This window comes from Streptomyces sp. NPDC107562 (assembly GCF_055657325.1).
On the sequence record NZ_JBVKBE010000010.1, the window covers coordinates 119,579 to 142,842 of the forward strand.

Consider the following 23,264-nt stretch of genomic DNA (forward strand, 5'->3'; position numbering starts at 1 on the left):
CCCTTCCCGCCGCCGCCGTCACGTCCGAGACCTCGCCCGTCATCGCGCACCGCACCAACCGCGTCCCCTGGTCCCTCGCCACCTCCGCCGCCCGCGCGCAGGCCGCCTCGACGCCCCGCGCCCAGTGGTCCGCCGCCGCGAGCGCCGCGAGGTCGGCGCCGCCCGCCGCACGGTGCCGGGACACGGCGGCCTGGCCCAGGGCGAGCAGGACGCCGAACACGACACACAGCACGGCGATCGCCCCGACGCTCCACACGGTGGCCGACCCACGATCCCGGGCACCGCCTCTCGTCGGCCCGCCCCTCGCCGGCGCGCGCCGACCTGGACCCGCCGCACCCGGCCCACAACGCCTCACCGTCCCGTCTCCCCTCGGCCCGCCGCCACCGTCTCCTCGGCGACCGCGACGGCCTCCTCCCGCAGTTCGTACGACAGCCGGCCCAGCGCCGGTGCCCGGGCCACGACGACGACCCTGACCCGGTCGCCCTCCCGGCTGAGCGTGACCTCGGCGCCCCGCGGTGCGACCTCCTGTGTCACCTCGACCACCGCGTGGTGCGGGTCCTGACGGGCCGCCGCCCGGGCGCCCGTGCGGGCCGCGTCCACGCACTGGAGCTGCGCGGCCACCACGAGCAGCGCCCAGACCAGCCCCATCGCGAACGTCACCAGCACGGGCAGCACCAACGCCGCCTCCGCCGTCACGAACCCGCGGTCCGCGCCCCGACCCCACCACCTACATCCGCGCATCGAGGGCTTCCTTCACGATGCTCTGCAGCTCCGCGCTGACCTGCCCGCTCGTCACGACCTTGTAGAGCAGCACCGCGAAGGCCGCCGCCGCGACGATCCCCACCGCGTACTCGGAGGTGACCATCCCGGCCTCCTTGCGCATACCGCGCATCCGCCACACCAGTGCACGCACGCGTGCCCGTACCGCCTTGCCCATCTCGACCCCCGTGAGGTTCTGTTCCCGCTCTGTCTTCGTCGGCCTCAAGCCGTTCGTCCCACGCCTTTCGCGCCCGCTCTGCTCCCGTCCGTCAGCCGCCACCCCCTCCCAGCACCCCTCCCGCCAGCCCGATGACCACGGGCAGCACACCGACCGCGATGAAGGCGGGCAGGAAGCACAGTCCGACCGGCGCGGTGACCATCACGGCCGCTCGGCGCGCCCGTGCGATGGCTCCACGAGCCCAGTCGGCGCGGGCGTCCGCGGCGATCCGCGCGACCGGCACGGCGGCGGGAAGCCCGGACTCGCCGGCCCGTTCCAGCAGCCGCGCCAGCGCATCGGCCCCCGGTGCGGCGGCCAACCGCCGCCAAGCCGCCGCCGGTTCGCCACCGAGCCGCACCTCCGCCGCCCCACGCGAGAGCGCCTCTCCCACGGGGCCGCCCAAGGCCTCGCCGACCGCCTGCGCGGCGATCACCGGTCCGGCGCCGGCCGCGATGCAGGCGGCCACGAGATCGGCCGCGAGCGGCAGTTGCCGGGCCGCCTCACGCGGATCGGGTACGTCACCCCCGGCCGCCACCTCCGACTGCCGCCGGCGCCGGCGCCCCACCGCGAGCGCGGCGACCAGGCCCACGACGACACCCGGGACGCCACCGACGAGCACCCACCCGGCGCCGACCGCGGCGACCGGCGGCCACCAGCGCCGTACGACCGGCGCGCACGCGAAGCGCGGTCCCTGAGCCACGGCGTGCCGGCCCAACAGCTCGGCCAGCCGCCTCCGCGCCCGGCGTTCCCGCCGTGCCGCGGCCGCTCGGTGGACGAGCCACGCCAGGGCGAGCACCACCCCCAGGGCCACCCCCAGCCTGTGGAAAACTTCCGCGTTCACGCCGCCTCAGCTCCCCGCACGATCCGCAGCGCCCACCACAGCCCCACGCCCTCCAGCACCCCTCCGACCAGCAGGCATCCCAGTCCCGGCCCGGTGTGCAGCAGCACGTGCAGCGGGTCGGCGCCGAGCGCGGTGCCCAGGAGGATCCCCAGGGCAGGTAGCGCGGCGAGCATCACGGCCGTCGAGCGCGAGCCGGCCAACTGGGCCCGGAACTCCGCGCGCTGGTCGCGCTCCGCCCGCAGGGCCGCCTCCAGCCGGTCGAGCCCGGCCGCGAGACCCGCTCCCCGGTCGACCGCGACCCGCCAGCACGCCGCGAGCCCCAGCAGCCCGTCGGCGCCCGGCTGGCGTGCCGCCACCGCGAGCGCGCCCGGCACGTCCCCGCCGAAGCGCGCCGCCGCCAACACCGAGGCCTGCGCCGCACCGAGCCCTTCGGTGTCCCCCGCGGCCCGCAGCAGGGCCTCGCCCGGTTGCCGTCCGGCCCGCACCTCTCCGGCGAGCGCCGAGCACAGCGCGATCACCGCGTCGCCTCGCCGCTCCCGTGCCCGCCGCGCCTCCCCGGCCAGCCGCACCCGTCGCAGCACCGGCATTCCGGCCGCCCCCGCGACGACCGGCAGCACCGACGCCCCCAGGACCCCGAGCACCACCCCGGCGACCGGCGCCCACCACTCGGCCCGCAGCCGCCCGCGTAGCCGACGTAATTCCGCGGCCCGGCGTCGCCACCCGGGAGGCCCACTGCCCATCACCCCGCCGGTTGCGTACAGCAGTTGTGCCCGCCGGGCGCCCGAGTGCCACTCGCCCATCAGCCAGGCGGCCGCCCCGGCGCACACCAGGGCCGCGCTCATCGCCGTGTCATTCATCCCGCTCACCACGCCCCTCCACGACTCCACGACGGCAGCCGCCGCCCGCCCTCCACATGAGCGCCCTCGTCCGCCGAACGACCGCCGGCGTCCGTCCCACGCACGCCCTCATCCGCCACACACACGCCCGCGTCCGCCACAGGCACGCCCTCCTCCTCCGCCCGCCCGCTCTGGTCCTCCGGCACGCCCGGCCCGCTCTCGCTCCCCCGGCGGAGCAGCGCGCGTAGCCGTCCCCAGCCCCGCTCCCGGACGAACGCCTCCGCGCCCCACCGCAGGGCCGGCACCGTCCGCACGAGCCCCGAGGCGTCCCGCTCCAGCACCTGCACCTCCGCGATCCGCCGCCTTCCGCCGCGGTCCCGCACCAGGTGCAGCACGACCGACAGCGCCGCCGCCAACTGGCTGTGCAGAGCGGCCCGGTCGAGCCCGGCCGCCGTCCCGAGGGCCTCCAGGCGGGCGGGGACGTCGGCGGCGGCGTTCGCGTGGACCGTCCCGCAGCCGCCCTCGTGACCGGTGTTCAGGGCTGCCAGCAGATGCACCACCTCGGCGCCGCGCACCTCCCCGACCACCAGCCGGTCGGGCCGCATCCGCAGTGCCTGCCGGACCAGGTCCTCCAGCGTCACGAGCCCGGCGCCCTCCTGGTTCGCGGGCCGGGTCTCCAGGCGCACCACGTGCGGATGGTCGGGGCGCAGCTCCGCCGAGTCCTCCGCGAGCACGATCCGCTCGTCCGGCCCGACCAGCCCCAGGAGCGCGCTCAACAGGGTCGTCTTGCCCGTGCCGGTGCCCCCGCTGATCAGGAAGGACGCCCGTGCGCTGAGCAGCGCCCTCAGCACCTGGTCCCCGCCCGGCGGAACCGTGCCGGCCTCCACCAGCTCGCCGAGCGTGAACGCGCGCGGCCGTACCACCCGCAGCGACAGGCAGGTGCTGCCCACGGCGACGGGGGGAAGCACGGCGTGCAGCCGGGTGCCGTCCGGCAGCCGGGCGTCGACCCAGGGGCGGGCGTCGTCCAGGCGCCGCCCGGCGACGGCGGCCAGACGCTGCGCGAGGCGCCGTACGGCCGCCGCGTCCGGGAAGGACACGGTCGTCAGTTCCAGGCCGCCGCCCCGGTCCACCCAGACGCGGTCGGGCGCCGAGACCAGCACGTCGGTGACCGTGGGGTCGGCCAGCAGCGGCTCCAGTGGCCCGCTGCCCACCAGCTCGGACCGCAACTGCTCGGCGGCGCCGAGGACTTCCGCGTCGCCCAGCACCCGGCCCTGCTCCCGTAGTGCCTGGGCCACGCGCGCGGGCGTGGGTTCGGCGCCGCTCTTCGCCAGCCACTGCCGCACACCGTCCAGCAGGGGTGTCGCGAGGGTGCTCATGCCGCACCCGCCTCTACCAGCGCCCGCTCCCAGAACTCCCTGCAGAACCGGGCCAGTGGACCGCGTCCGGCGCCGGGCGGCGTCCTGCCGTCGGCCGGGCGCTGAAGTCCGGACTCCACGGGCAGTTCGCCCGCCAGCGGCAGGCCGAGCAGCCGGGCCACCTCGCGGTCGTCGAGACCGGGCGCGTACGGTCCGCGTACCGCCACGCGCAGATCGCGCACGACCATCCCGGCCGCGGACGCCACCCGTCCCGCGGCCGCGACCGCGCGCAGTTCGGCGGGGACCACGAGGAGCCCGATGTCGAGCTGGGCGAGCGCCTCCGCGCTGCCGTCGTCGATCCGGCGCGGGAGGTCGACCACGACCGCGCCACCCCGGCGCCGGGCGGCGGCCAGCACCGCCCGCACGGCCTGGGGCGGAACGGCGACGCAGTCACCGCGGTCCCAGCTGAGCACCCTCAGGGAGTGCAGCTCGGGCAGGGACTCCTCCAGGGCCCCGCTGCCGACCCGGCCGCGGGAGGCCGCGAAGGCGGGCCAGCGCAGTCCCTCGGCGGTCTCGCCGCCGAGGAGGACATCGAGTCCGCCGCCGAGCGGATCGGCGTCCACGAGCAGGGTGCGCAGTCCCTCACGCGCGGAGGTGACGGCGAGCGCGCAGGCCAGCGTGGAGGCTCCGGCGCCGCCCCGGCCGCCGATCACGCCGACGGTGAGCGCGGGCCGGCCGACGCCCTCGGCGACGTCGGCGATCCGGTCGACCAGCCACTGCTCGCCGTCGGGCAGCATCAGGACGTGGTCGGCGCCGATCCGGACGGCGCGTTTCCACACGCCGGGGTCGTCCTGGTCGCGGCCGACCAGCACCACACCTCGTCGGCGAGCGGCCCGGCCCGCCCGCCGGGCGGCGTCGTCCCCGACCAGGATCAGGGGTGCGGCCTCCCAGCCTCCGCCGCGGTCCGGCAGGGTGTGGTGGACCTCCGGCGTGGCGCCGGCCGCCGCGCACAGGCGCAGCAGGTCGTCGAGCAGGTCGGCGTCCTCGGTGACGATCAGCGGTCGGCTCTGCCGGCCTCCGGCGGCGGACTGCGGATCGTGTGTGACGGTTCCGGCCACAGTGTGCTTCCCCCTTCGCTGCTTGTGCCTCGCGCTCGCGGGGCCCCTGCGGCCCCGCGATTCGCATACATGTGAAGAACCGGCAACCGGCCTCCATATGAACGGCCGAACCAATCCGGCCATGCGCGCCCGGCAATCGGAACCGGCCAGGAACTCGCCGTCGGCGGGCCGCACAGGAATCACGGTGCAGCGATCCGGGAAATCGTGTGGATCTTGGTCGATAACTGTGGACAACTCGATGGTTGTGAATATCGCTGTCACCCGTACCGGTGACCGCCGCGCCCTCTCCTGTGCGAGTTCCGCAGAGCAGTCCGACGACTACGCAGCGTGACGACGCAGGGGCATGAAGAAGGGGCGGCCGCAGCCGCCCCGAGCCGGCCTCGCGGCCGTGAAGAGAGGGGAAAAACCCACCCGGACATGCGACGACCCCCGCCGGGGGGGAGAGCGGGGGTCGTCCCCACGGCCGACTCGGGGGGGGAGGAGTCGGACCGGGTTAGCACGGTCGCGAACGATCCGTGACTTCCATGGTGTACCCGAGAGCCCTCTCAGGCAAACCCACACGCCCGAGCTTACGCCGAATGGGCTGCCCCTATGCTCGGGGTCGTGGAAAACCACTCGATGCCCCGCACAGCGGCCTTCTTTGACCTGGACAAGACGGTCATTGCGAAGTCGAGCACGCTCACCTTCAGCAAGTCGTTCTACCAGGGTGGTCTCATCAACCGCCGCGGCGTACTGCGCACCGCATATGCCCAGTTCGTCTTCCTCGCGGGCGGCTCGGACCACGAGCAGATCGAACGCATGCGCGCGTACTTGTCGGCACTGTGCCGCGGGTGGAACGTCCAGCAGGTCAAGGAGATCGTCGCCGAGACCCTGCACGACATCATCGACCCGATCATCTACGACGAGGCCGCGTCCCTCATCGAGGAGCACCACATCGCCGGCCGTGACGTGGTGATTGTGTCCACGTCAGGCGCCGAAGTGGTCGAGCCGATCGGCGAGCTGCTCGGCGCGGACCGCGTGGTCGCGACCCGCATGGTCGTGGGTGAGGACGGCTGCTTCACCGGCGAGGTGGAGTACTACGCCTACGGCCCCACGAAGGCGGAGGCGATCCGGGAGCTGGCCGAGTCCGAGGGCTACGACCTTTCCCGCTGCTACGCCTACAGCGATTCGGCGACGGATCTTCCGATGCTGGAGTCGGTCGGAAATCCGCACGCGGTCAATCCCGATCGCACACTCCGCCGTGAGGCACTCGCGCGCGGGTGGCCGATTCTCGATTTCCACCGCCCCGTCCGACTCAAGCAGCGATTGCCCGCGTTCTCCGTACCGCCGCGTCCCGCTCTGGTCGCGGCGGCCGCCATAGGTGCCGCGGCCGCCACGGCCGGTCTTGTCTGGTACGCGAATCGGCGCCGCGCGGCCACCGCTTGACCTGCCGCGCCACCAGGTCCGAACCGCTTCGGAATAGCGGCAACCGCTTCCACTTCGCCGAATTCGTTGAATTCACAAGTAAAGAACCGAGGTCAGCACTTCCGCTTGTCCCTCACCTGGAGTACAAAGGAGACAACGGCCCGCGAGACCAAGGACATCCGAGAGGATCACCCTTCAAACGCATTTGGCCACACGGACCGAGCATGAAAACTGGGCACCCACGCGACGTCGACCCGTCGATTACGGGCCAGCCGCACCAGGTGACGGGCAAAGATCCCCGCCTGATGGGCAACCTTCGAGGACGCTTGGTAACCCGGCGCTCATGCCAGCGGCGGTACGAGAAATCGTACCGCCGCAACCCTGTTCAGGCGGCCCCGCGCTGGAGCGCCTCGCACACCGCCGTCGACTCGCGCGCCCCGAGCCCCACCGCCCGGCCGCAGTGCGCGATCCACGCCGCCATGCCCTCGGGGGTGCCGGAGAGGTATCCCTCGAACGCGGCCAGATAGGCCGCACGGCCCAGCTCCGCGTGTCCCACCTCGGCCGGGCAGACCGACTTCGGGTCGAGGCCGCTGCCCACGAGGACGATCCGTTCGGCCGTACGCGCCACGAGGCCGTTGTGGGAGACGAAGGGGCGCAGCGCGAGCAGCTCGCCGTGCACGACGGCGGCCATGACCAACGCCGGCGCCGAACTCCCCGCGATGATCAGTTCGGACAGCCCCTCCAGCCGCCCGGACACCTCGTCGGCGTCCGGCAGCGGCTGTTCGATCAGCGGCTCCTCGACCCGTTCGCCCTGCTGCCGGGGCCGCCCGACTTGGTCCGCGTTGTCCGCGGCCGCCACCAGATGCAGCCGGGCCAGCACCCGGAGCGGTGACTGCCGCCAGATGGACAGCAACTGACCCGCCTCGGCGCTCAGCCGGAGCGCGGCACCCACGGTGCGCGCCCCGTCCTCGCCGCTGAAGTCGGAGCGCCGGCGTACCTCTTCGAGGGCCCAGTCCGCACCGGAGAGCGCGGCGGAGCCACGGGCTCCGCGCAGCGCCGCCTCGGCGGTGATCTCGTTGCTGCGCCGGCGCATGATCCGGTGGCCGTAGACCCGGTCCACGGCCTTGCGCACGGACTCCACGGCCTCGGTCACACCGGGCAGCGAGCCCAGGGCGGCGAGCGGATCGGCGGTCGCGCCTGTCGTACTCATGAGTACGACCCTACGCACCCACCGTGGAAACCCCACGAAGGAGTGGTCTTCTTCACGCAACGCCGGGTGCCGGGGCGGGGAGGCCACTACGCTTGATGAACATGAAAATTGCTTTCGTCGGCAAGGGCGGCAGCGGAAAGACGACCCTGTCCTCCCTGTTCATCCGCCATCTCGCGGCCGCCAATGCCCCGGTCGTCGCGATCGACGCCGACATCAACCAGCACCTGGGGGCCGCACTCGGCCTCGACGAGACGGAGTCCGCCGGACTGCCCGCGATGGGCGAGCGGCTGGCGCTGATCAAGGACCACCTGCGCGGGACCAACCCGCGCATCGGCTCCGCCGAGTCGATGATCAAGACCACGCCCCCCGGGGAGGGCTCACGGCTGCTGCGGGTGTGCGAGGACAACCCGGTCTACGACGCCTGCGCCCGGACGGTGGAACTCGACGGCGGGGCCGTCCGTTTGATGGTCACCGGCCCCTTCACGGACGCCGACCTCGGTGTCGCCTGCTACCACTCCAAGACCGGAGCGGTGGAGCTCTGCCTGAACCACCTGGTGGACGGGCCCGACGAGTACGTCGTGGTGGACATGACGGCCGGTTCGGACTCCTTCGCCTCCGGCATGTTCACCCGCTTCGACATCACGTTCCTCGTCGCCGAGCCGACCCGGAAGGGAATCTCCGTCTACCGCCAGTACAAGGACTACGCCCGCGACTTCGGCGTCGAGCTGAAGGTCGTCGGGAACAAGGTGCAGGGACAGGACGACCTCGACTACCTCCGCGCCGAGGTCGGGGACGACCTGCTCGTGACGGTCGGTCACTCGGACTGGGTGCGCGCCATGGAGAAGGGCCGGCCGCCCCTGTTCGAGCGACTGGAGGACGCCAACCGGCGCGCCCTGGAGGTGCTGCGGACGACCGCGGACGACACGTACGGGCGCCGCGACTGGGAGCGCTACACCCGCCAGATGGTCCACTTCCACCTGAAGAACGCCCAGTCCTGGGCCAACGAGCGGCACGGGGCCGACCTGGCGGCCCAGGTCGACCCCGGCTTCGTGCTCGGCGAGGGCGTCGTCGAGCCCGCCTGACGGACGCGAGTGACGAGCCCGTCCGACGAGTGCGTCCGACGAGCCAATCGGACGAGTGCGTCGGACGAGTGCGTCCGGTGACGGCTAGGTACGGTCCGCCGGCGCCCCGGGCGCACCCTTCGGGGCCGGGGCGGGGCGGGCGGACAGATAGGACTCCCAGCCCTGCTTCGGGGCCTCGCCGACCTTCAGCGTGCGCATCTTCGCGAGGGACTTGGGGTCCTGGGCGTCCAGCCAGTCGACCAGCTGCCGGAAGGAGACACAGCGCACCTCCGGCTTGGTACACACCTGCTCCACGACGTCCTCGACGGCGCGCATGTACGTGCCGCCGTTCCAGGACTCGAAGTGGTTGCCGATGATCAGCGGGGCGCGGTTGCCGTCGTAGGCCCGCTGGAAGCCCTGGAGCAGGCCGTCGCGCATCTGGTTGCCCCAGTACTCGTACTTGTCAGGGTCACCCTGGGTGTTGGTGCCCGACTGGTTGACCATGAAGTTGTAGTCCATGGTCAGCTGCTCGTAGTTGTGCCCGGGGAAGGGCACCAGCTGCATGGACAGATCCCACAGGCCCTCCTTCTTGCCGGGCCACACCTGGTTGTTGACGCCGCTGGTGTCGTAGCGGAAGCCGAGTTCCCGGGCGGCCTTGCGGAAGTTGGCCTGGCCCTCCAGGCAGGGAGTGCGGGCGCCGATGAGTTCGCGGTCGTAGTCGAAGGGCAGCGGGGCGGCGTCCGTCATGCCGCTGTTGGTCTTCCAGGACTTCACGAACTGCTTGGCCTGGGCGATCTCGTCCTTCCACTCCTCGACCGACCACTTCCCGACACCACCCTCAGGGCCGCAGAAGTGTCCGTTGAAGTGGGTGCCGACCTCATTGCCCTCCAGCCACGCCAGGCGGAGCTGCTTCACGGTGTCGGCGATCCCCTGCCGGTCGTTGAAGCCGATGTCGGAGCGGCCCGGCGAGTGCTGCGGCGGCCTGTAGAGGTCGCGCTTCTCCTCGGGCAGCAGGTACACGCCGCTGAGGAAGTACGTCATGGTGGCGTTGTTGGCCTTGGCGACCTCGCGGAAATGGGAGAACAGCCGCTGGCTGTCCTCACCCGCGCCGTCCCAGGAGAACACCACGAACTGGGGCGGTCTCTGACCGGGCTTCAGCCGCTCCGGGCGGGACAAACGGGGCTGCGCGCCGGTGAACGCCGTGGAGCCGTCCCCGATGAGCCGGACCGCGCTCTTGGGCGCCGGAGCGCCCTGCGGGCCGGAACCCCCTCTCTCCGGACGGTCGGAGCCGGTCCCGCAGCCGGCGAGTGACAGGGCACAGACCGCGGCGCCCACGGCGCCCGCGGCGATCCTCTGGGTGGCGGCCATCCCGCCCACCTTCCTTCTCCAGTCGATGAGTCGGCAGCGCGGTCAAGGTCGCACGGGACCGAGAAGGAATTAGTACGACAAGCCGATGAAATGCTCACATCACACTCCGGAGTGATTGCTTAACCCATTTGCCCGGAAAGTCCATGCTCGTCCTTTACTCTGCATTACGATTCGTTTACTGAAAGTTGCTGATCCCGCCGCTGCACGCCGTGACCCACGGCCGCGACCCCCCACCCCGCTTCGGCGGGGGACCCCTTGTCCCCGCGACCGCGCTGCCCCGGAGGAGACGGGAAACATGTCAGCCAGCGTCCCCACCCATGCCTTCGAACCCCACCGACCCGACCCCCACCGACCGAAGCGGGTCCACCCGCCCCACAGTCCGCCGCCCGGCCGGCGCTTCCGGTTCCGTATCGCCGGAGTCGACGTCTCGGCCGCCATCTCCGTCTTCCTGATCGCGCTGCCACTGTCCCTGGGCATCGCGCTCGCCACCGGCGCACCGCTCCAGGCGGGGCTCGTCGCCGCGGCCGTGGGCGGCCTGGTGGCCGGACGGCTCGGCGGCTCACCGCTCCAGGTCAGCGGTCCGGCGGCCGGCCTCACGGTCGTCACCGCCGACCTCATCCACCGCTACGGATGGCGTACGACCTGCGCCATCACCGTGCTCGCCGGGCTCGCCCAGCTCGGGCTGGGCTGCCTGCGCGTGGCCCGCTCCGCGCTCGCCGTGAGCCCCGCGATCGTGCACGGCATGCTGGCCGGCATCGGTGTCACCATCGCCGTCGCCCAGTTGCACATCGTGCTCGGCGGCACTCCGCAGAGCGCCGTACTGGACAACCTGCGTGCGCTGCCCGCACAACTGGCCCATCTGCACCCGGCCGCGGTCGCCACCAGCGCGCTCACACTCGCCCTGCTGCTGGCCTGGCCCCGGCTGCCCGGCCGGGCGGGCAACCTGCTGCGCAAGGCGCCGGCCGCGCTCGTCGCCGTCGCCGGCGCGACCGCGGCGGCCTCGCTGGTGGGGCTCACCCTGCCCAAGGTCGAGCTGCCCAACTGGAGCAGTCACGCCCTGGCCGGCCTGCCCGAGGGCCCGGTGCTCGGCCTGGTCGCGGCCGTGCTCACCACCACGCTCGTGTGCAGCGTGCAGTCGCTGCTCGGCGCGGTCGCCGTCGACAAGATGGCCGCCGCCCGGCCCGGACTCGCCGCGCGGGTCCCTCGCTCCGACCTGGACCGCGAACTGCTCGGTCAGGGCGCCGCCAACATCGTCTCCGGTGGACTCGGCGGACTGCCCGTCGCGGGCGTTGCCGTGCGCAGTACCGCGAACGTGCACGCCGGTGCCGTCAGCCGGAACTCCACGATGCTGCACGGCGTTCTCGTAGTGATCGCCGCGCTGCTGATGGTCCCGCTCCTGGAGCTCATCCCGCTCGCCTCGCTCGCCGCCCTGGTGATGGCCGTCGGCATCCAGATGGTCTCGCTGAACCACATCCGCACGGTGACCCGCCACCGTGAGGTGCTGGTCTACGTGGTGACCACCCTCGGCGTGGTGGTCTTCGGCGTACTGGAGGGCGTGGCGTTCGGGATCGCCGTGGCCGTCGGCGTCGCCCTGCACCGCCTCACCCGCACCCGGATCACCCATGAGGTGACGGAGGGAGTCCATCACGTACAGGTACGAGGCCAGTTGACCTTCCTCGCGGTGCCACGGCTCAGCCGGGCCCTGCATCTCGTGCCCCAGGGCGCCGACGTCCTCGTCGAGCTGGACGGCTCGTTCATGGACCACGCGGCCTACGAGACCCTGCAGGACTGGCAGAACACCCACACCGCGACAGGTGGCGCCGTCGAGCTGATCGGCCGCCGCTCCGGTGTCCGCATCGCCGAGCCCATGAGGTTCCCCGGTCACCGCGGGGACGGCTGGGCGGACGAACCGGATCCTGCCGCCGGTTGCCGGTGCAGCCCTTGGACACCGTGGCGCAACCACCAGTGCGAGGTGCAGCCCACGCTGCTGGAGGCGCCGACGGGGCCGGACGGATCCGGTGGCCCGGCGCCTGTCTGGGGCTCGGTGAGTTCGGAGCGCGCCAAGGGCTTCGTGGGCTGGAAGGCGTCGGCGAGCACCGAGCACTCCAAGGTCCTCGCGAGCTGCAAGGCCTCCTCGAGCGCCGGGGGCGCCAAGACCTTCGAGGGCTGGAAGGGCTCCGCCGGCGGGCAGGGCTCCCCGGGGCTTGCGGGCCGGAGCGACTCCGAGTGCTGGAACAGTTCCGAGAAGTGGGAGGGCGACGCGGCACTGGAGGGTTCCCGGGGCCGAGCGAGTTCCGTGGGGCTGAAGGGCTCAACGGTCCTGGAGGGCTCCGCAAGCCAGGACGGCTCCGTGCTCCGGGAAGGCTCCGGGGGAACGGAACGCTCCGTGGTCCGCGAGGGTTCCGCAGAGCGGGACGGCTTCCCGGGCCGGGACGACTCCATGGGTCGGGACAGGTCCGTGGGCCGGGACGACTCCCCGGGCCGGGACGACTCCCCGGGGCGCGGCAGCTCCGTGGGCCGGGACGACTCCCCGGACCGGGACGGGTCCGTCGACCGGACGGGCTCGGTGGGACCGGAAGGCTCGGCCCGAACGTCGGCCGAGGGCTCCCCAGGCTCGGGCGGCTCCACACACCCGGACGGCTCGACAGTCCGGAGGAGCTCCACAAGCCACGGCTCCACAGTCCGTAACGGCTCCCCAGGCCCGGACGGTCCCACAGCCCCGGACGGCTCGACAGTCCGTAAGGGCTCGGCAAGCTCGGACGGTCCGCCGGACCGTAAGGGCTCGACAGGCCCGGACGGTTCCGCGGTCCGTAACGGCTCCGCAGGTCCGGACGGCCCCGGAGACCGTAACGGCTCAAGCCGGAACGACCTCGCGGTCGCAACGGGTTCCGCCGACTTGGGCGGCACCTCAGGCCGAGAGGGCCCCATGGGCCCGGATCGCTTCGCAGGCCCAAAGGGCCCCGTAGGCCGGGAGGACCTCGCGGCCGCCATGGATTCCGTCGGTCTGGGCAGGGCCAAGGCGCCGATGAACCCGGCGGCACCGGCGGGCTGTGCGAGCCCGTTCGGTTCCAAGGGGACGAAGAGCCCGAAGGGCTCACGGTCCCCGGCCGGCCCACAGGCCCCGTACGGCACCGACCTCGACAGGCGCAACACCGCCCCCGATCCCCTCACCGACACCTCCGGCAACCATCAACTGGCCCGAGGCATCAGCGCCTTTCAGAGCAACACGGCCCCACTGGTCAGGGGCGAGCTGGCGCGGCTGGCCCGCGAGGGGCAGCGGCCCGATCAGCTGTTCCTCACCTGCGCGGACTCCCGCCTGGTCACCTCGATGATCACGTCCAGTGGTCCGGGCGACCTGTTCGTGGTGCGCAACGTCGGCAACCTGGTGCCCCTGCCGGGCGAGGAGAGCGGCGACGACTCGGTCGCGGCGGCCATCGAGTACGCGGTGGACGTGCTGAAGGTGCGGTCCATCACCGTGTGCGGCCACTCGGGCTGCGGAGCCATGCAGGCGCTGCTCAACTCCGAGCCGGGCAGCGCCCGCACACCGCTCAGACGGTGGCTGCGGCACGGGCAGCCCAGCCTGGAGCGCATCGCCGGTGACGGCCCGTCCTGGCCCCGGCTGGCCGGGCGGCCGCCCGCCGACGTGGCCGAGCAGCTGTGCCTGACCAACGTCGTGCAGCAGCTGGAGCACCTGCGCGCTCACGAGTCGGTGTCCCGGGCACTGCGCGAGGACGCGCTGGAGCTGCACGGGATGTACTTCCACGTCGGGGAGGCACAGTCGTATCTGCTGACCGACACGGCCGACGGGCTCGTGTTCGACACCGTCCGCGCGGCGGGCCTGTCCGCCTGAGCGGAGCCCGGACCGCCCCTCCGTGACGCGTGCACGGAGGGGCGGTCCGGGATGTGAGGGCCGCAACACGGCCGCACCACGGCTGAACCGGCTCCTGCCACCGTCCGTGGGTAGGGGGGCCGGGTGCCGTCACCGGTCCGGAGCCCGACCCGCCACGCCGGGGTGCGCCATGACCAGGCGCCCGACAGGTCTAAACCAATATTCCGTCGACCCTTGTCATCGGGCCGTCAGGTCTGATGAGCTGTGGCCTGGGACACAACGGACACCCTTCGAGAGGGAGATGTCGTGAGCAACGAGAGCCTGGCCAACCTGCTCAAAGAAGAGCGCAGGTTCGCGCCACCCGCCGACCTGGCCGCGGGCGCCAACGTCACGGCGGAGGCGTACGAACAGGCCAAGGCTGACCGGCTCGGCTTCTGGGCCGAGCAGGCCCGCCGGCTGACCTGGGCCAAGGAGCCGACGCAGACGCTGAACTGGTCGAACCCGCCGTTCGCCAAGTGGTTCGAGGACGGCGAGCTCAACGTCGCGTACAACTGCGTGGACCGGCATGTCGAGGCCGGGCACGGCGACCGCGTGGCCATCCACTTCGAGGGCGAGCCCGGCGACAGCCGCGCCGTCACCTACGCCGAGCTCAAGGACGAGGTCTCCAAGGCCGCCAACGCCCTGCTGGAGCTGGGCGTGCGCAAGGGCGACCGGGTCGCCGTCTACATGCCGATGATCCCCGAGACCGCGGTCGCGATGCTGGCCTGCGCCCGGATCGGCGCCGCGCACTCCGTCGTCTTCGGCGGCTTCTCGGCCGACGCGCTCGCGACCCGTATCCAGGACGCGGACGCCAAGGTCGTCATCACCTCCGACGGCGGCTACCGACGCGGCAAGCCGTCCGCGCTGAAGCCGGCCGTGGACGAGGCCGCCGAGAAGGCGGGCAACGTCGAGCACGTCCTCGTGGTGCGCCGGACCGGCCAGGAGGTCGCCTGGACCGAGGGCCGCGACGTGTGGTGGCACGAGCTCGTCGACCGTCAGTCGGCCGAGCACACCCCGGAGGCGTTCGAGGCGGAGCACCCGCTGTTCATCCTGTACACCTCCGGCACGACGGGTAAGCCGAAGGGCATCCTGCACACCTCCGGCGGCTACCTCACCCAGACGTCGTACACCCATCACGCGGTCTTCGACCTCAAGCCGGAGACGGACGTGTACTGGTGCACCGCCGACGTCGGCTGGGTCACCGGGCACTCCTACATCGTGTACGGGCCGCTCGCCAACGGCGCGACCCAGGTGATGTACGAGGGCACCCCGGACACCCCGCACCAGGGCCGCTTCTGGGAGATCGTGCAGAAGTACAAGGTCACGATCCTCTACACCGCGCCCACCGCGATCCGTACGTTCATGAAGTGGGGCGACGACATCCCCGCGAAGTTCGACCTCTCCAGCCTGCGCGTACTGGGTTCGGTCGGTGAGCCGATCAACCCCGAGGCCTGGATCTGGTACCGCAAGCACATCGGCTCCGACCGCACCCCGATCGTGGACACCTGGTGGCAGACCGAGACCGGCGCGATGATGATCTCGCCGCTGCCCGGCGTCACCGAGACCAAGCCCGGTTCGGCGCAGACACCGCTGCCCGGCATCTCCGCGACGGTCGTCGACGACGAGGCGAACGAGGTGCCCGACGGCGGCGGTGGCTACCTCGTCCTGACCGAGCCGTGGCCGTCGATGCTGCGCACCATCTGGGGCGACGACCAGCGATTCCTCGACACGTACTGGTCGCGCTTCGAGGGCAAGTACTTCGCCGGGGACGGCGCGAAGAAGGACGACGACGGCGACATCTGGCTGCTGGGCCGTGTCGACGACGTCATGCTCGTCTCCGGGCACAACATCTCCACCACCGAGGTCGAGTCCGCGCTCGTCTCCCACCCCTCCGTCGCCGAGGCGGCCGTGGTGGGCGCGGCGGACGAGACGACCGGGCAGGCCATCGTCGCCTTCGTGATCCTGCGGGGCAGCGCGGCGGAGAGCGAGGACCTGATCGGCGAGTTGCGGGGCCATGTCGCCACCACGCTCGGGCCGATCGCCAAGCCCCAGCGGATCCTGCCGGTGGCGGAGCTGCCGAAGACCCGCTCGGGCAAGATCATGCGCCGTCTGCTGCGTGACGTCGCCGAGAACCGCCAGCTCGGTGACGTGACCACGTTGACCGACTCCACGGTCATGGACCTCATCCAGGCGAAGCTCCCGGCGGCGCCCAGCGAGGACTGAGCCCTAGGACGGAAACTGGCGGGGGCACCCGGCGACCGAAGCGCAGCACGCGCGACGGTCGCGCCGGGTGCCCCTTTCGCGCGTAATGTGAAGATCACCTGGCCGTCCCGCCGTACCTTAGCTAACCTAAGGAACGCGTCAACGATGCGACAATGTACAAAGGTGCGCCGGGAAGTCTGGTCGGCATGTGTTCCGTGCTGCCCATCGACCGGAGGTCCTCCTCGTGACCGCCCCCCGCACCGCCCGCAAGGTGTTCGCCCGGCTGTCCCTGCCCGAGCGGAACTTCGTCGCGAACGCGCTGCGCACCGAGACGGTCGGCGGCGTGCTTCTGCTGGTCGCCGCGGTCGTCGCACTGATCTGGGCGAACGTACCCGTGCTGGGGAACAGCTACGAGACCGTGTCGGACTTCCACCTCGGCCCCGGCGTGCTCGGCCTCGACCTCTCCGTGGCGCACTGGGCGGCCGACGGCCTGCTCGCCGTCTTCTTCTTCGTGGCGGGCATCGAACTCAAGCGTGAACTGGTCGCCGGCGATCTGCGCGACCCGAAGGCGGCCGTGCTTCCGGTGGTCGCCGCCCTGTGCGGCATGGCAGCACCGGCGCTGGTCTACCTCCTCACGAACGGTCTGGGCAGTGGCTCACTGGCCGGCTGGGCGGTACCGACCGCGACGGACATCGCCTTCGCACTCGCCGTGCTCGCCGTCATCGGCACCTCGCTGCCGAGCGCCCTGCGCGCCTTCCTGCTGACGCTCGCCGTCGTGGACGACCTGTTCGCGATCCTGATCATCGCGATCTTCTTCACCGGTTCCCTGAACTTCGCCGCGCTCGGCGGCGCCCTCGCCGGGCTCTGCGTCTTCTGGCTGCTGCTGCGGGGGAGCGTGCGCGGCTGGTACGTCTACGTCCCGCTGGCCCTGGTGATCTGGGCGCTGATGTACAACAGCGGCGTGCACGCCACGATCGCCGGTGTCGCCATGGGCCTGATGCTGCGCTGCACCACCCACGAGGGCGAGCAGCACTCGCCCGGCGAGCGCGTCGAGCACCTGGTGCGCCCTCTGTCGGCGGGTCTCGCTGTGCCGCTGTTCGCCCTGTTCAGCGCCGGCGTCGCGGTCTCGGGCAGCGTGCTCGGGGACGTGTTCACCAAGCCGGAGACGCTCGGCGTCGTCCTCGGGCTCGTCGTCGGCAAGGCCGTCGGCATCTTCGGCGGCACCTGGCTGACCGCGCGCTTCACCCGGGCCACCCTGAGCGAGGACCTGGCGTGGGCGGACGTCTTCGCCGTCGCCTCGCTCGCCGGCATCGGATTCACCGTCTCGCTGCTCATCGGGGAGCTGGCGTTCGAGGGCGACGCCGCGCTGACGGACGAGATCAAGGTCGCCGTGCTGGCCGGCTCGGTGACGGCCGCGCTGATCGCGACCGTGCTGCTGAAGGTACGGAACGTCAAGTACCGCAAGCTCTGGGAGGACGAGGAGCGCGACGACGACCTCGACGGCATCCCCGACGTCTACGAGGAGCACGACCCCGCGTACCACCTGCGGATGGCACAGATCCACGAGCGCAAGGCCGCCGAGCACCGCCGACTCGCCGAAGTCAGGGCCGCCGAGCTTGCCGAAGTGGGCGGCGGGGCAGGCGATGAGGGCGACGGTCCGGCATGATCTGACGAGACGGTACAAAAGACGGGACCGTACGCAGTCAGACACCGGAGGACGTACGCGGTCGGACGGCGACGGTTCGCGTCCGCAGTCAGACAGCGACGGACCCCGTACGCAGCAGTACGCAGAAGAGGGAGACCGCGATGAGCGCACCCGACGGCAGCCCGGTCGGCGCCGAACGCAGCATCGGCCAGCTGTTCGCCTCGGCGACGGCCGACATGTCGGCGCTGGTGCACGACGAGATCGCGCTGGCCAAGGCCCAGCTGAGGCAGGACGTCAAACGCGGTGCGACGAGCGGCGGCGCGTTCACCGCGGCCGGCGGGCTGCTCCTGTTCTCCCTGCCGATGCTCAACTTCGCGCTGGCGTACGGCATCCGGACCTGGAGCGGGTGGAACCTCGCGGTCTGCTTCCTGCTCTCGTTCGCGGCCAACGTCCTGATCGCCCTCGTGCTGGCGCTGATCGGTGTGGTTTTCGCGAAGAAGGCGAAGAAGAGCAAGGGCCCGCAGAAGGTCGCCGCGTCGGTGAAGGAGTCGGCGGGCGTCCTGCAGAAGGCCAAGCCGCACCCGCGTCCCGAGCGCCCCGAGCGGCCGGCGCTGCCCGCGTCCCCGCGGGACCGCGCGCCCGAGGCCATCGAGGCTGTGGCACGCTCGTCGTCATGACGGAACCCGACACCCCTTCGGCGCAGCCCGCCTCGGTCGTCCGGCCGGACGGCCCCTGGACGCACCGGGACGTGGCGGCGAACGGCGCGCGCTTCCACATCGCGGAGCTGGGCGACGGGCCGCTGGTGATGCTGGTGCACGGCTTCCCGCAGTTCTGGTGGGCCTGGCGGCACCAGCTGGTCGCGCTCGCCGACGCCGGGTTCCGGGCCGTCGCCATGGACCTGCGGGGCGTCGGCGGCAGCGACCGCACCCCCCGCGGCTACGACCCGGCCAACCTCGCCCTCGACATCACCGGCGTGGTCCGCTCCCTCGGCGAGCCGGACGCGGCGCTGGTCGGGCACGACCTCGGCGGCTATCTGGCCTGGACGGCGGCCGTGATGCGGCCGAAGCTGGTACGCCGTCTGGTGGTGTCGTCGATGCCGCACCCCCGGCGCTGGCGCTCGGCGATGCTGGCCGACGCGCGGCAGACGGCGGCCGGTTCGCACATCTGGGGGTTCCAGCGGCCGTGGATCCCGGAGCGGCAACTGGTCGCGGACGACGGGGCGCTGGTGGGCCGGCTGATCCGGGACTGGTCCGGGCCGCGGCTGCCGGAGGACGAGGCGGTGCAGACGTACCGGCGTGCGATGTGCATCCCGTCCACGGCGCACTGCTCGGTCGAGCCGTACCGGTGGCTGGTCCGCTCGCTGGCGCGGCCCGACGGCGTCCAGTTCTACCGCCGGATGAAGCGCCCGGTCCGGGTGCCGACGCTGCATCTGCACGGCTCCCTCGACCCGGTGATGCGCACCCGCAGCGCGGCCGGCTCCGGCGAGTACGTCGAAGCCCCTTACCGCTGGCGCCTGTTCGACGGTCTCGGTCACTTCCCGCACGAGGAGGACCCGGTGGCGTTCTCCCACGAGCTGATCAGCTGGCTGAAGGACCCCGAGCCGGACCGCTGAGCCCGCTGGGCGGGCCCGGGCTCCCGCCCGGTACGCGGAGCGGCACACCAGTACGACGAACTGCCAAATGCCCGGCGCATAAGCCAATTGGGCACCCCGGAGGCGGTTATGGACCTTGGGACGGGGCAGACGTCGAGGTATGGGCTGGACGCACGACTACAGTGACGCAGCACGCACTCGCCGCTCGGCCAACGGTCCGGGCACCCACCGCCGGGGTACGCCCCAACTGGCGGCCACAGACCCGAGGGTGGGCATCCCGCGCATTCTGCGCCGCCGGGCCCGTTGGGTCTCGGTACGGCTGCGTCATCCGCGCGGCTGATCCCCGAACGGCCCGACGACCGGGCGCCCGCACGGACTACAGGGCGCAGCTGTCGCTGCCCACCTGCTGGTTCGCCGTACGGCCCTTGGTGATGTCCTCGCGGATCTCGTCCACGGTCAGCGCGTATCCCGTCTCGGCGTCGTCGAGGGACTTCGCGAAGACCACGCCGTAGACCTCGCCGTCGGGCGTCAGCAGGGGGCCGCCGGAGTTGCCCTGCCGTACGGTCGCGTACAGGGAGTAGACGTCGCGGCGGACCGTGCCCCGGTGGTAGATGTCCGGGCCGTTCGCCGTGATGCGCCCCCGCACGCGCGCGGAGCGCACGTCGTACGCGCCGTTCTCCGGGAAGCCCGCGACGATCGCGCCGTCCCCGCTCGCCGCGTCGTCGGCGGCGAACTTCAGCACGGGCGCGTCCAGATCGGGCACGTCGAGTACCGCGATGTCGCGCCGCCAGTCGTAGAGGACGACCGTCGCGTCGTAGCGACGGCCCTCTCCGCCTATCTGGACGGTGGGCTCCTCGACGCCGCCCACCACGTGCGCGTTGGTCATCACCCGGCGCTCGCCGAAGACGAAGCCGGTGCCCTCCAGGACCTTGCCGCAACTCTGCGCGGTGCCCATCACCTTGACGATGGAACGCTGCGCGCGGGCGGCGACGGCGCTGCCCGCGAGCGCCGGGTCGGGCGGCTGCACGTCGGTGATGGGCTCGTTGGCGAAGGGGCTGAAGACCTGCGGGAAGCCGTTCTGCGCGAGGACGGAGGAGAAGTCCGCGAACCAGGTGTCGGCCTGCGTGGGCAGCGCCCGGGACACGCCGAGCAGCACCTTGGAGCTGCGCACCTCCTTGCCGAGCGTCGGCAGGGTGGTGCCGGCCAGCGCCGAGCCGATCAGCCACGCCACCAGGAGCATGGCGACGACGTTGACGAGGGCGCCGCCGGTCGCGTCCAGGGCGCGGGCCGGGGACCAGGTGATGTACCGGCGCAGCTTGTTGCCCAGATGGGTCGTCAGGGCCTGGCCCACGGAGGCGCAGACGATCACGACGACGACCGCGACGACGGCGGCGGTGGTGCTCACCTCCGCGTTGGCGGTCAGGGCGTCCCAGATGACGGGCAGCAGGTAGACGGCGACGAGGCCGCCGCCGAGGAAGCCGATCACCGACAGGATGCCGACGACGAAGCCCTGGCGGTAGCCCACGATCGCGAACCACACGGCGGCGACCAGCAACAGGATGTCCAGCACGTTCACCGCTTCAAGCCTCGCCTCATCACTCCGCGATCACACCTGCTCGGCCGGGGACCCGGCAACAGCACGAGGTCACCCTGTCATGACCGCCAGTCGAGCGGGACCTGCTTGTCCCGGTCCCACGGTCTCTCCCAGCCCGCGTAGTGCAGCAGCCGGTCGATGATCCCCGCGGTGAAACCCCAGACAAGGGCCGATTCGACCAGAAATGCCGGACCTCGGTGGCCGCTGGGATGCAGAGCCATGGCACGGTTGGCGGGGTCCGTGAGATCCGCCACGGGGACCGTGAAGACGCGGGCCGTCTCGTTCGGGTCCACGACGCCCACCGGGCTCGGCTCCCGCCACCAGGCCAGCACGGGCGTCACGACGAACTCGCTGACCGGGATGTAGAGCTTGGGCAGCACGCCGAACAGCTGCACACCGGCCGGGTCCACGCCCGTCTCCTCCTCGGCCTCGCGAAGAGCCGCCCACAGCGGTCCGTCGGCCTTCGGATCGCCGTCCTCCGGGTCGAGGGCGCCACCGGGGAAGGAGGGCTGCCCGGCGTGCGAGCGCAGCGAGCTGGCCCGCTCCATCAGCAGCAGCTCCGGGCCGCGCGGGCCCTCGCCGAACAGGACGAGGACGGCCGACTGGCGGCCCCCGCCGTCCTTCGGCGGCAGGAAACGGCTCAGCTGGCGCGGCTCGACCGTCTCGACGGCGCGCACCACGGGGTCCAGCCACTCGGGCAGCCCGTCCCTGCTGAGCGCCACCGAGCCGCCTCGGGTCTCACTCGCCCGTGTCATCGCCACCCCCGTCGTCCTGATGGTCCAACGCGGCACAGCACCGAGATCGTTCCGGGGCGGGGCGTACGCGTCACTGCTCGCGTCATCCGGACCCCAGCGGCGGAGCCGGCTTGCCCCCCGCGTCCAGATAGGCCTGCGGCGGCTTCAGGCGCTGACCGGGGAAACCGCCCTTCTCGTACTTCAGCAGCTTCTTCGCCTTCTCGGGGTCCGTCTCGCCCTCGCCGTACGCCGGGCAGAGCTCGGCGATGGGGCAGGCGCCGCAGGCGGGTTTGCGGGCGTGACAGATACGGCGGCCGTGCCAGATGACGTGGTGCGAGAGGTCGGTCCAGTCGCTCTTCGGGAACAGCGCGCCGACGGCGGCCTCGATCTTGTCGGGGTCGGTCTCCTCGGTCCACCGCCAGCGCCGCACCAGCCGCTGGAAGTGCGTGTCGACGGTGATGCCGGGCCGGCCGAAGGCGTTGCCGAGGACGACGAACGCGGTCTTGCGGCCCACGCCGGGCAGCTTGACGAGGTCTTCGAGCCGGCCCGGGACCTCGCCGCCGAAGTCCTCGGTGAGGGCCTTGGACAACCCCATCACCGACTTGGTCTTGGCCCGGAAGAAGCCGCACGGCCGGAGGATCTCCTCGACCACCTCGGGGTCGGCGGCGGCCAGGTCCTCGGGAGTGGGGTACTTCGCGAACAGGGAGGGGGTGGTCTGGTTGACGCGCAGGTCGGTGGTCTGGGCCGAGAGGACCGTGGCGACCAGGAGCTGGAAGGGGTTGTCGAAGTCGAGTTCCGGGTGGGCGTACGGATATACCTCGGCGAGTTCGCGGTTGATCCGGCGGGCCCGGCGGACCAGGGCGGTACGGGACTCGCCGCTGGGCGGCCGGGCGGTGGTCACCGTCTTGGCGGGCGCGGCCTTCACGGAGGCGGAGGTCCTCTCGGGGGCCACGGCGGGCTTCCCGCGCCCGAGGGTGGCCTTCTTGACGGGGCCGGTGCTCTTCTTCGCGGGGGTGGCCTTCTTGGCCGGTGCCTGCTTCACGGAGGCGGACTTCTTGGCCGGCGACTGCCTCGCGGAGGCGGCCTTCTTCGCTGAGCCGGATTTCTTCGCGGAGCCGGATTTCTTCGCGGAGGCACCATGCTCAGAGGTGGCCCGTGCGGCCGGGGCGGTCTCCTTGGACACCACCCGTTCTGCCGCCTTTGCCGCTTTCTCTCCGCCGCCGGAATCCTGTTCGCCCACAGCGGAATCTCGACGTACAACCACCCGCGCAGCCCCCTAGGCCTGTGCTCTCACCGGTGTTTTGGACACCCGGCCAGCCTAAGCCCCGGCACCGACATCCGCCCCGGACCCTGAAGATCAGCGCCCAATTGGACCCCTGCCGCTTACCACTGGACCCCGGTGCGGCATCCTTGTGACAGATCACACTGTTTGGACGGTCCGGCAAAATGGGCACCAGGGTG

Annotated in this window: 19 protein-coding genes and 1 pseudogene; 8 read left to right on the forward strand and 12 right to left on the reverse strand. The window is 72.1% G+C overall.

The features are described 5' to 3' along the window. Positions 1 to 22: 22 nt before the first annotated feature. The 7 genes and pseudogenes from ACZ7LV_RS25930 to ssd form a co-directional block, all read right to left on the reverse strand. Positions 23 to 355 (reverse strand): annotated as a pseudogene (locus ACZ7LV_RS25930) (Rv3654c family TadE-like protein); the annotation flags it as partial. Further along, positions 352 to 741: a TadE family type IV pilus minor pilin gene (locus ACZ7LV_RS25935; RefSeq protein WP_471942608.1), complete on the reverse strand. Its 390-nt coding sequence runs from the start codon at positions 739 to 741 to the stop codon at positions 352 to 354. The gene ACZ7LV_RS25935 and the pseudogene ACZ7LV_RS25930, both read right to left, overlap by 4 nt. Continuing rightward, on the reverse strand, positions 728 to 937 hold the full coding sequence (locus ACZ7LV_RS25940; protein WP_471942844.1) for a DUF4244 domain-containing protein: 210 nt from the start codon (positions 935 to 937) through the stop codon (positions 728 to 730). Before ACZ7LV_RS25940 ends, ACZ7LV_RS25935 begins: the two co-directional genes overlap by 14 nt. Positions 938 to 1,028: 91 nt before the next feature. Next, the gene (locus tag ACZ7LV_RS25945) at positions 1,029 to 1,817 is read right to left on the reverse strand and encodes a type II secretion system F family protein (protein ID WP_471942610.1); all 789 of its coding nucleotides are present in this window, start codon (positions 1,815 to 1,817) and stop codon (positions 1,029 to 1,031) included. Continuing rightward, complete coding sequence (locus ACZ7LV_RS25950; protein WP_471942846.1) at positions 1,814 to 2,674, reverse strand: type II secretion system F family protein; 861 nt, start codon at positions 2,672 to 2,674, stop codon at positions 1,814 to 1,816. The genes ACZ7LV_RS25945 and ACZ7LV_RS25950 overlap by 4 nt, the downstream gene beginning before the upstream one ends. A gap of 5 nt (positions 2,675 to 2,679) precedes the next feature. Continuing rightward, positions 2,680 to 4,029: a TadA family conjugal transfer-associated ATPase gene (locus ACZ7LV_RS25955; protein ID WP_471942612.1), complete on the reverse strand. Its 1,350-nt coding sequence runs from the start codon at positions 4,027 to 4,029 to the stop codon at positions 2,680 to 2,682. Then, positions 4,026 to 5,126, reverse strand: coding sequence for a septum site-determining protein Ssd (ssd, locus tag ACZ7LV_RS25960; protein ID WP_471942614.1), 1,101 nt, complete (start codon positions 5,124 to 5,126; stop codon positions 4,026 to 4,028). The genes ACZ7LV_RS25955 and ssd overlap by 4 nt, the downstream gene beginning before the upstream one ends. A gap of 591 nt (positions 5,127 to 5,717) precedes the next feature. On the opposite strand from ssd, the gene ACZ7LV_RS25965 reads away from it, so the two are divergent. Beyond that, positions 5,718 to 6,551: an HAD family hydrolase gene (locus ACZ7LV_RS25965; RefSeq protein WP_471942616.1), complete on the forward strand. Its 834-nt coding sequence runs from the start codon at positions 5,718 to 5,720 to the stop codon at positions 6,549 to 6,551. Positions 6,552 to 6,915: 364 nt separating this feature from the next. Here ACZ7LV_RS25965 and ACZ7LV_RS25970 read toward each other — a convergent pair whose 3' ends face one another. Then, positions 6,916 to 7,740 carry a Fic family protein gene (locus ACZ7LV_RS25970; RefSeq protein ID WP_471942618.1) on the reverse strand — a complete coding sequence of 275 codons (825 nt, stop codon included), beginning with the start codon at positions 7,738 to 7,740 and terminating at the stop codon, positions 6,916 to 6,918. 101 nt (positions 7,741 to 7,841) lie between these two features. Here ACZ7LV_RS25970 and ACZ7LV_RS25975 point away from each other — a divergent pair, with 101 nt between their 5' ends. Further along, positions 7,842 to 8,822 carry an ATP-binding protein gene (locus ACZ7LV_RS25975; RefSeq protein WP_471942620.1) on the forward strand — a complete coding sequence of 327 codons (981 nt, stop codon included), beginning with the start codon at positions 7,842 to 7,844 and terminating at the stop codon, positions 8,820 to 8,822. A gap of 84 nt (positions 8,823 to 8,906) precedes the next feature. Here the strand turns inward: ACZ7LV_RS25975 and ACZ7LV_RS25980 are convergent, their stop codons facing one another. Next, positions 8,907 to 10,169, reverse strand: a complete 1,263-nt coding sequence (locus ACZ7LV_RS25980) for a polysaccharide deacetylase family protein (protein WP_471942622.1) — start codon at positions 10,167 to 10,169, stop codon at positions 8,907 to 8,909. A gap of 295 nt (positions 10,170 to 10,464) precedes the next feature. On the opposite strand from ACZ7LV_RS25980, the gene ACZ7LV_RS25985 reads away from it, so the two are divergent. From ACZ7LV_RS25985 to ACZ7LV_RS26010, 6 genes are all read left to right on the forward strand, one after another. Next, the gene (locus ACZ7LV_RS25985; protein WP_471942623.1) at positions 10,465 to 14,019 is read left to right on the forward strand and encodes a SulP family inorganic anion transporter; all 3,555 of its coding nucleotides are present in this window, start codon (positions 10,465 to 10,467) and stop codon (positions 14,017 to 14,019) included. Between the two features lie 285 nt (positions 14,020 to 14,304). Beyond that, positions 14,305 to 16,260: an acetate--CoA ligase gene (acs, locus tag ACZ7LV_RS25990; protein WP_471942625.1), complete on the forward strand. Its 1,956-nt coding sequence runs from the start codon at positions 14,305 to 14,307 to the stop codon at positions 16,258 to 16,260. 223 nt (positions 16,261 to 16,483) lie between these two features. Further along, positions 16,484 to 17,905, forward strand: coding sequence for a Na+/H+ antiporter NhaA (gene nhaA, locus ACZ7LV_RS25995; protein WP_471942627.1), 1,422 nt, complete (start codon positions 16,484 to 16,486; stop codon positions 17,903 to 17,905). A gap of 140 nt (positions 17,906 to 18,045) precedes the next feature. Next, positions 18,046 to 18,561 carry a phage holin family protein gene (locus tag ACZ7LV_RS26000; RefSeq protein WP_401675647.1) on the forward strand — a complete coding sequence of 172 codons (516 nt, stop codon included), beginning with the start codon at positions 18,046 to 18,048 and terminating at the stop codon, positions 18,559 to 18,561. Beyond that, a complete protein-coding gene (locus ACZ7LV_RS26005; RefSeq protein WP_471942629.1) occupies positions 18,558 to 19,496 on the forward strand; it encodes an alpha/beta fold hydrolase in 939 nt (312 codons plus the stop codon). The genes ACZ7LV_RS26000 and ACZ7LV_RS26005 overlap by 4 nt, the downstream gene beginning before the upstream one ends. Positions 19,497 to 19,635: 139 nt before the next feature. Then, positions 19,636 to 19,815: a hypothetical protein gene (locus ACZ7LV_RS26010; protein WP_365450424.1), complete on the forward strand. Its 180-nt coding sequence runs from the start codon at positions 19,636 to 19,638 to the stop codon at positions 19,813 to 19,815. A 36-nt stretch (positions 19,816 to 19,851) separates the two neighbouring features. Here the strand turns inward: ACZ7LV_RS26010 and ACZ7LV_RS26015 are convergent, their stop codons facing one another. The 3 genes from ACZ7LV_RS26015 to nth form a co-directional block, all read right to left on the reverse strand. After that, on the reverse strand, positions 19,852 to 21,051 hold the full coding sequence (locus ACZ7LV_RS26015; protein WP_471942631.1) for a MarP family serine protease: 1,200 nt from the start codon (positions 21,049 to 21,051) through the stop codon (positions 19,852 to 19,854). 77 nt (positions 21,052 to 21,128) lie between these two features. Further along, positions 21,129 to 21,824, reverse strand: a complete 696-nt coding sequence (locus tag ACZ7LV_RS26020; RefSeq protein WP_471942632.1) for an NUDIX hydrolase — start codon at positions 21,822 to 21,824, stop codon at positions 21,129 to 21,131. A gap of 82 nt (positions 21,825 to 21,906) precedes the next feature. Continuing rightward, complete coding sequence (nth, locus tag ACZ7LV_RS26025; RefSeq protein ID WP_471942634.1) at positions 21,907 to 23,043, reverse strand: endonuclease III; 1,137 nt, start codon at positions 23,041 to 23,043, stop codon at positions 21,907 to 21,909. Positions 23,044 to 23,264 lie beyond the last annotated feature (221 nt).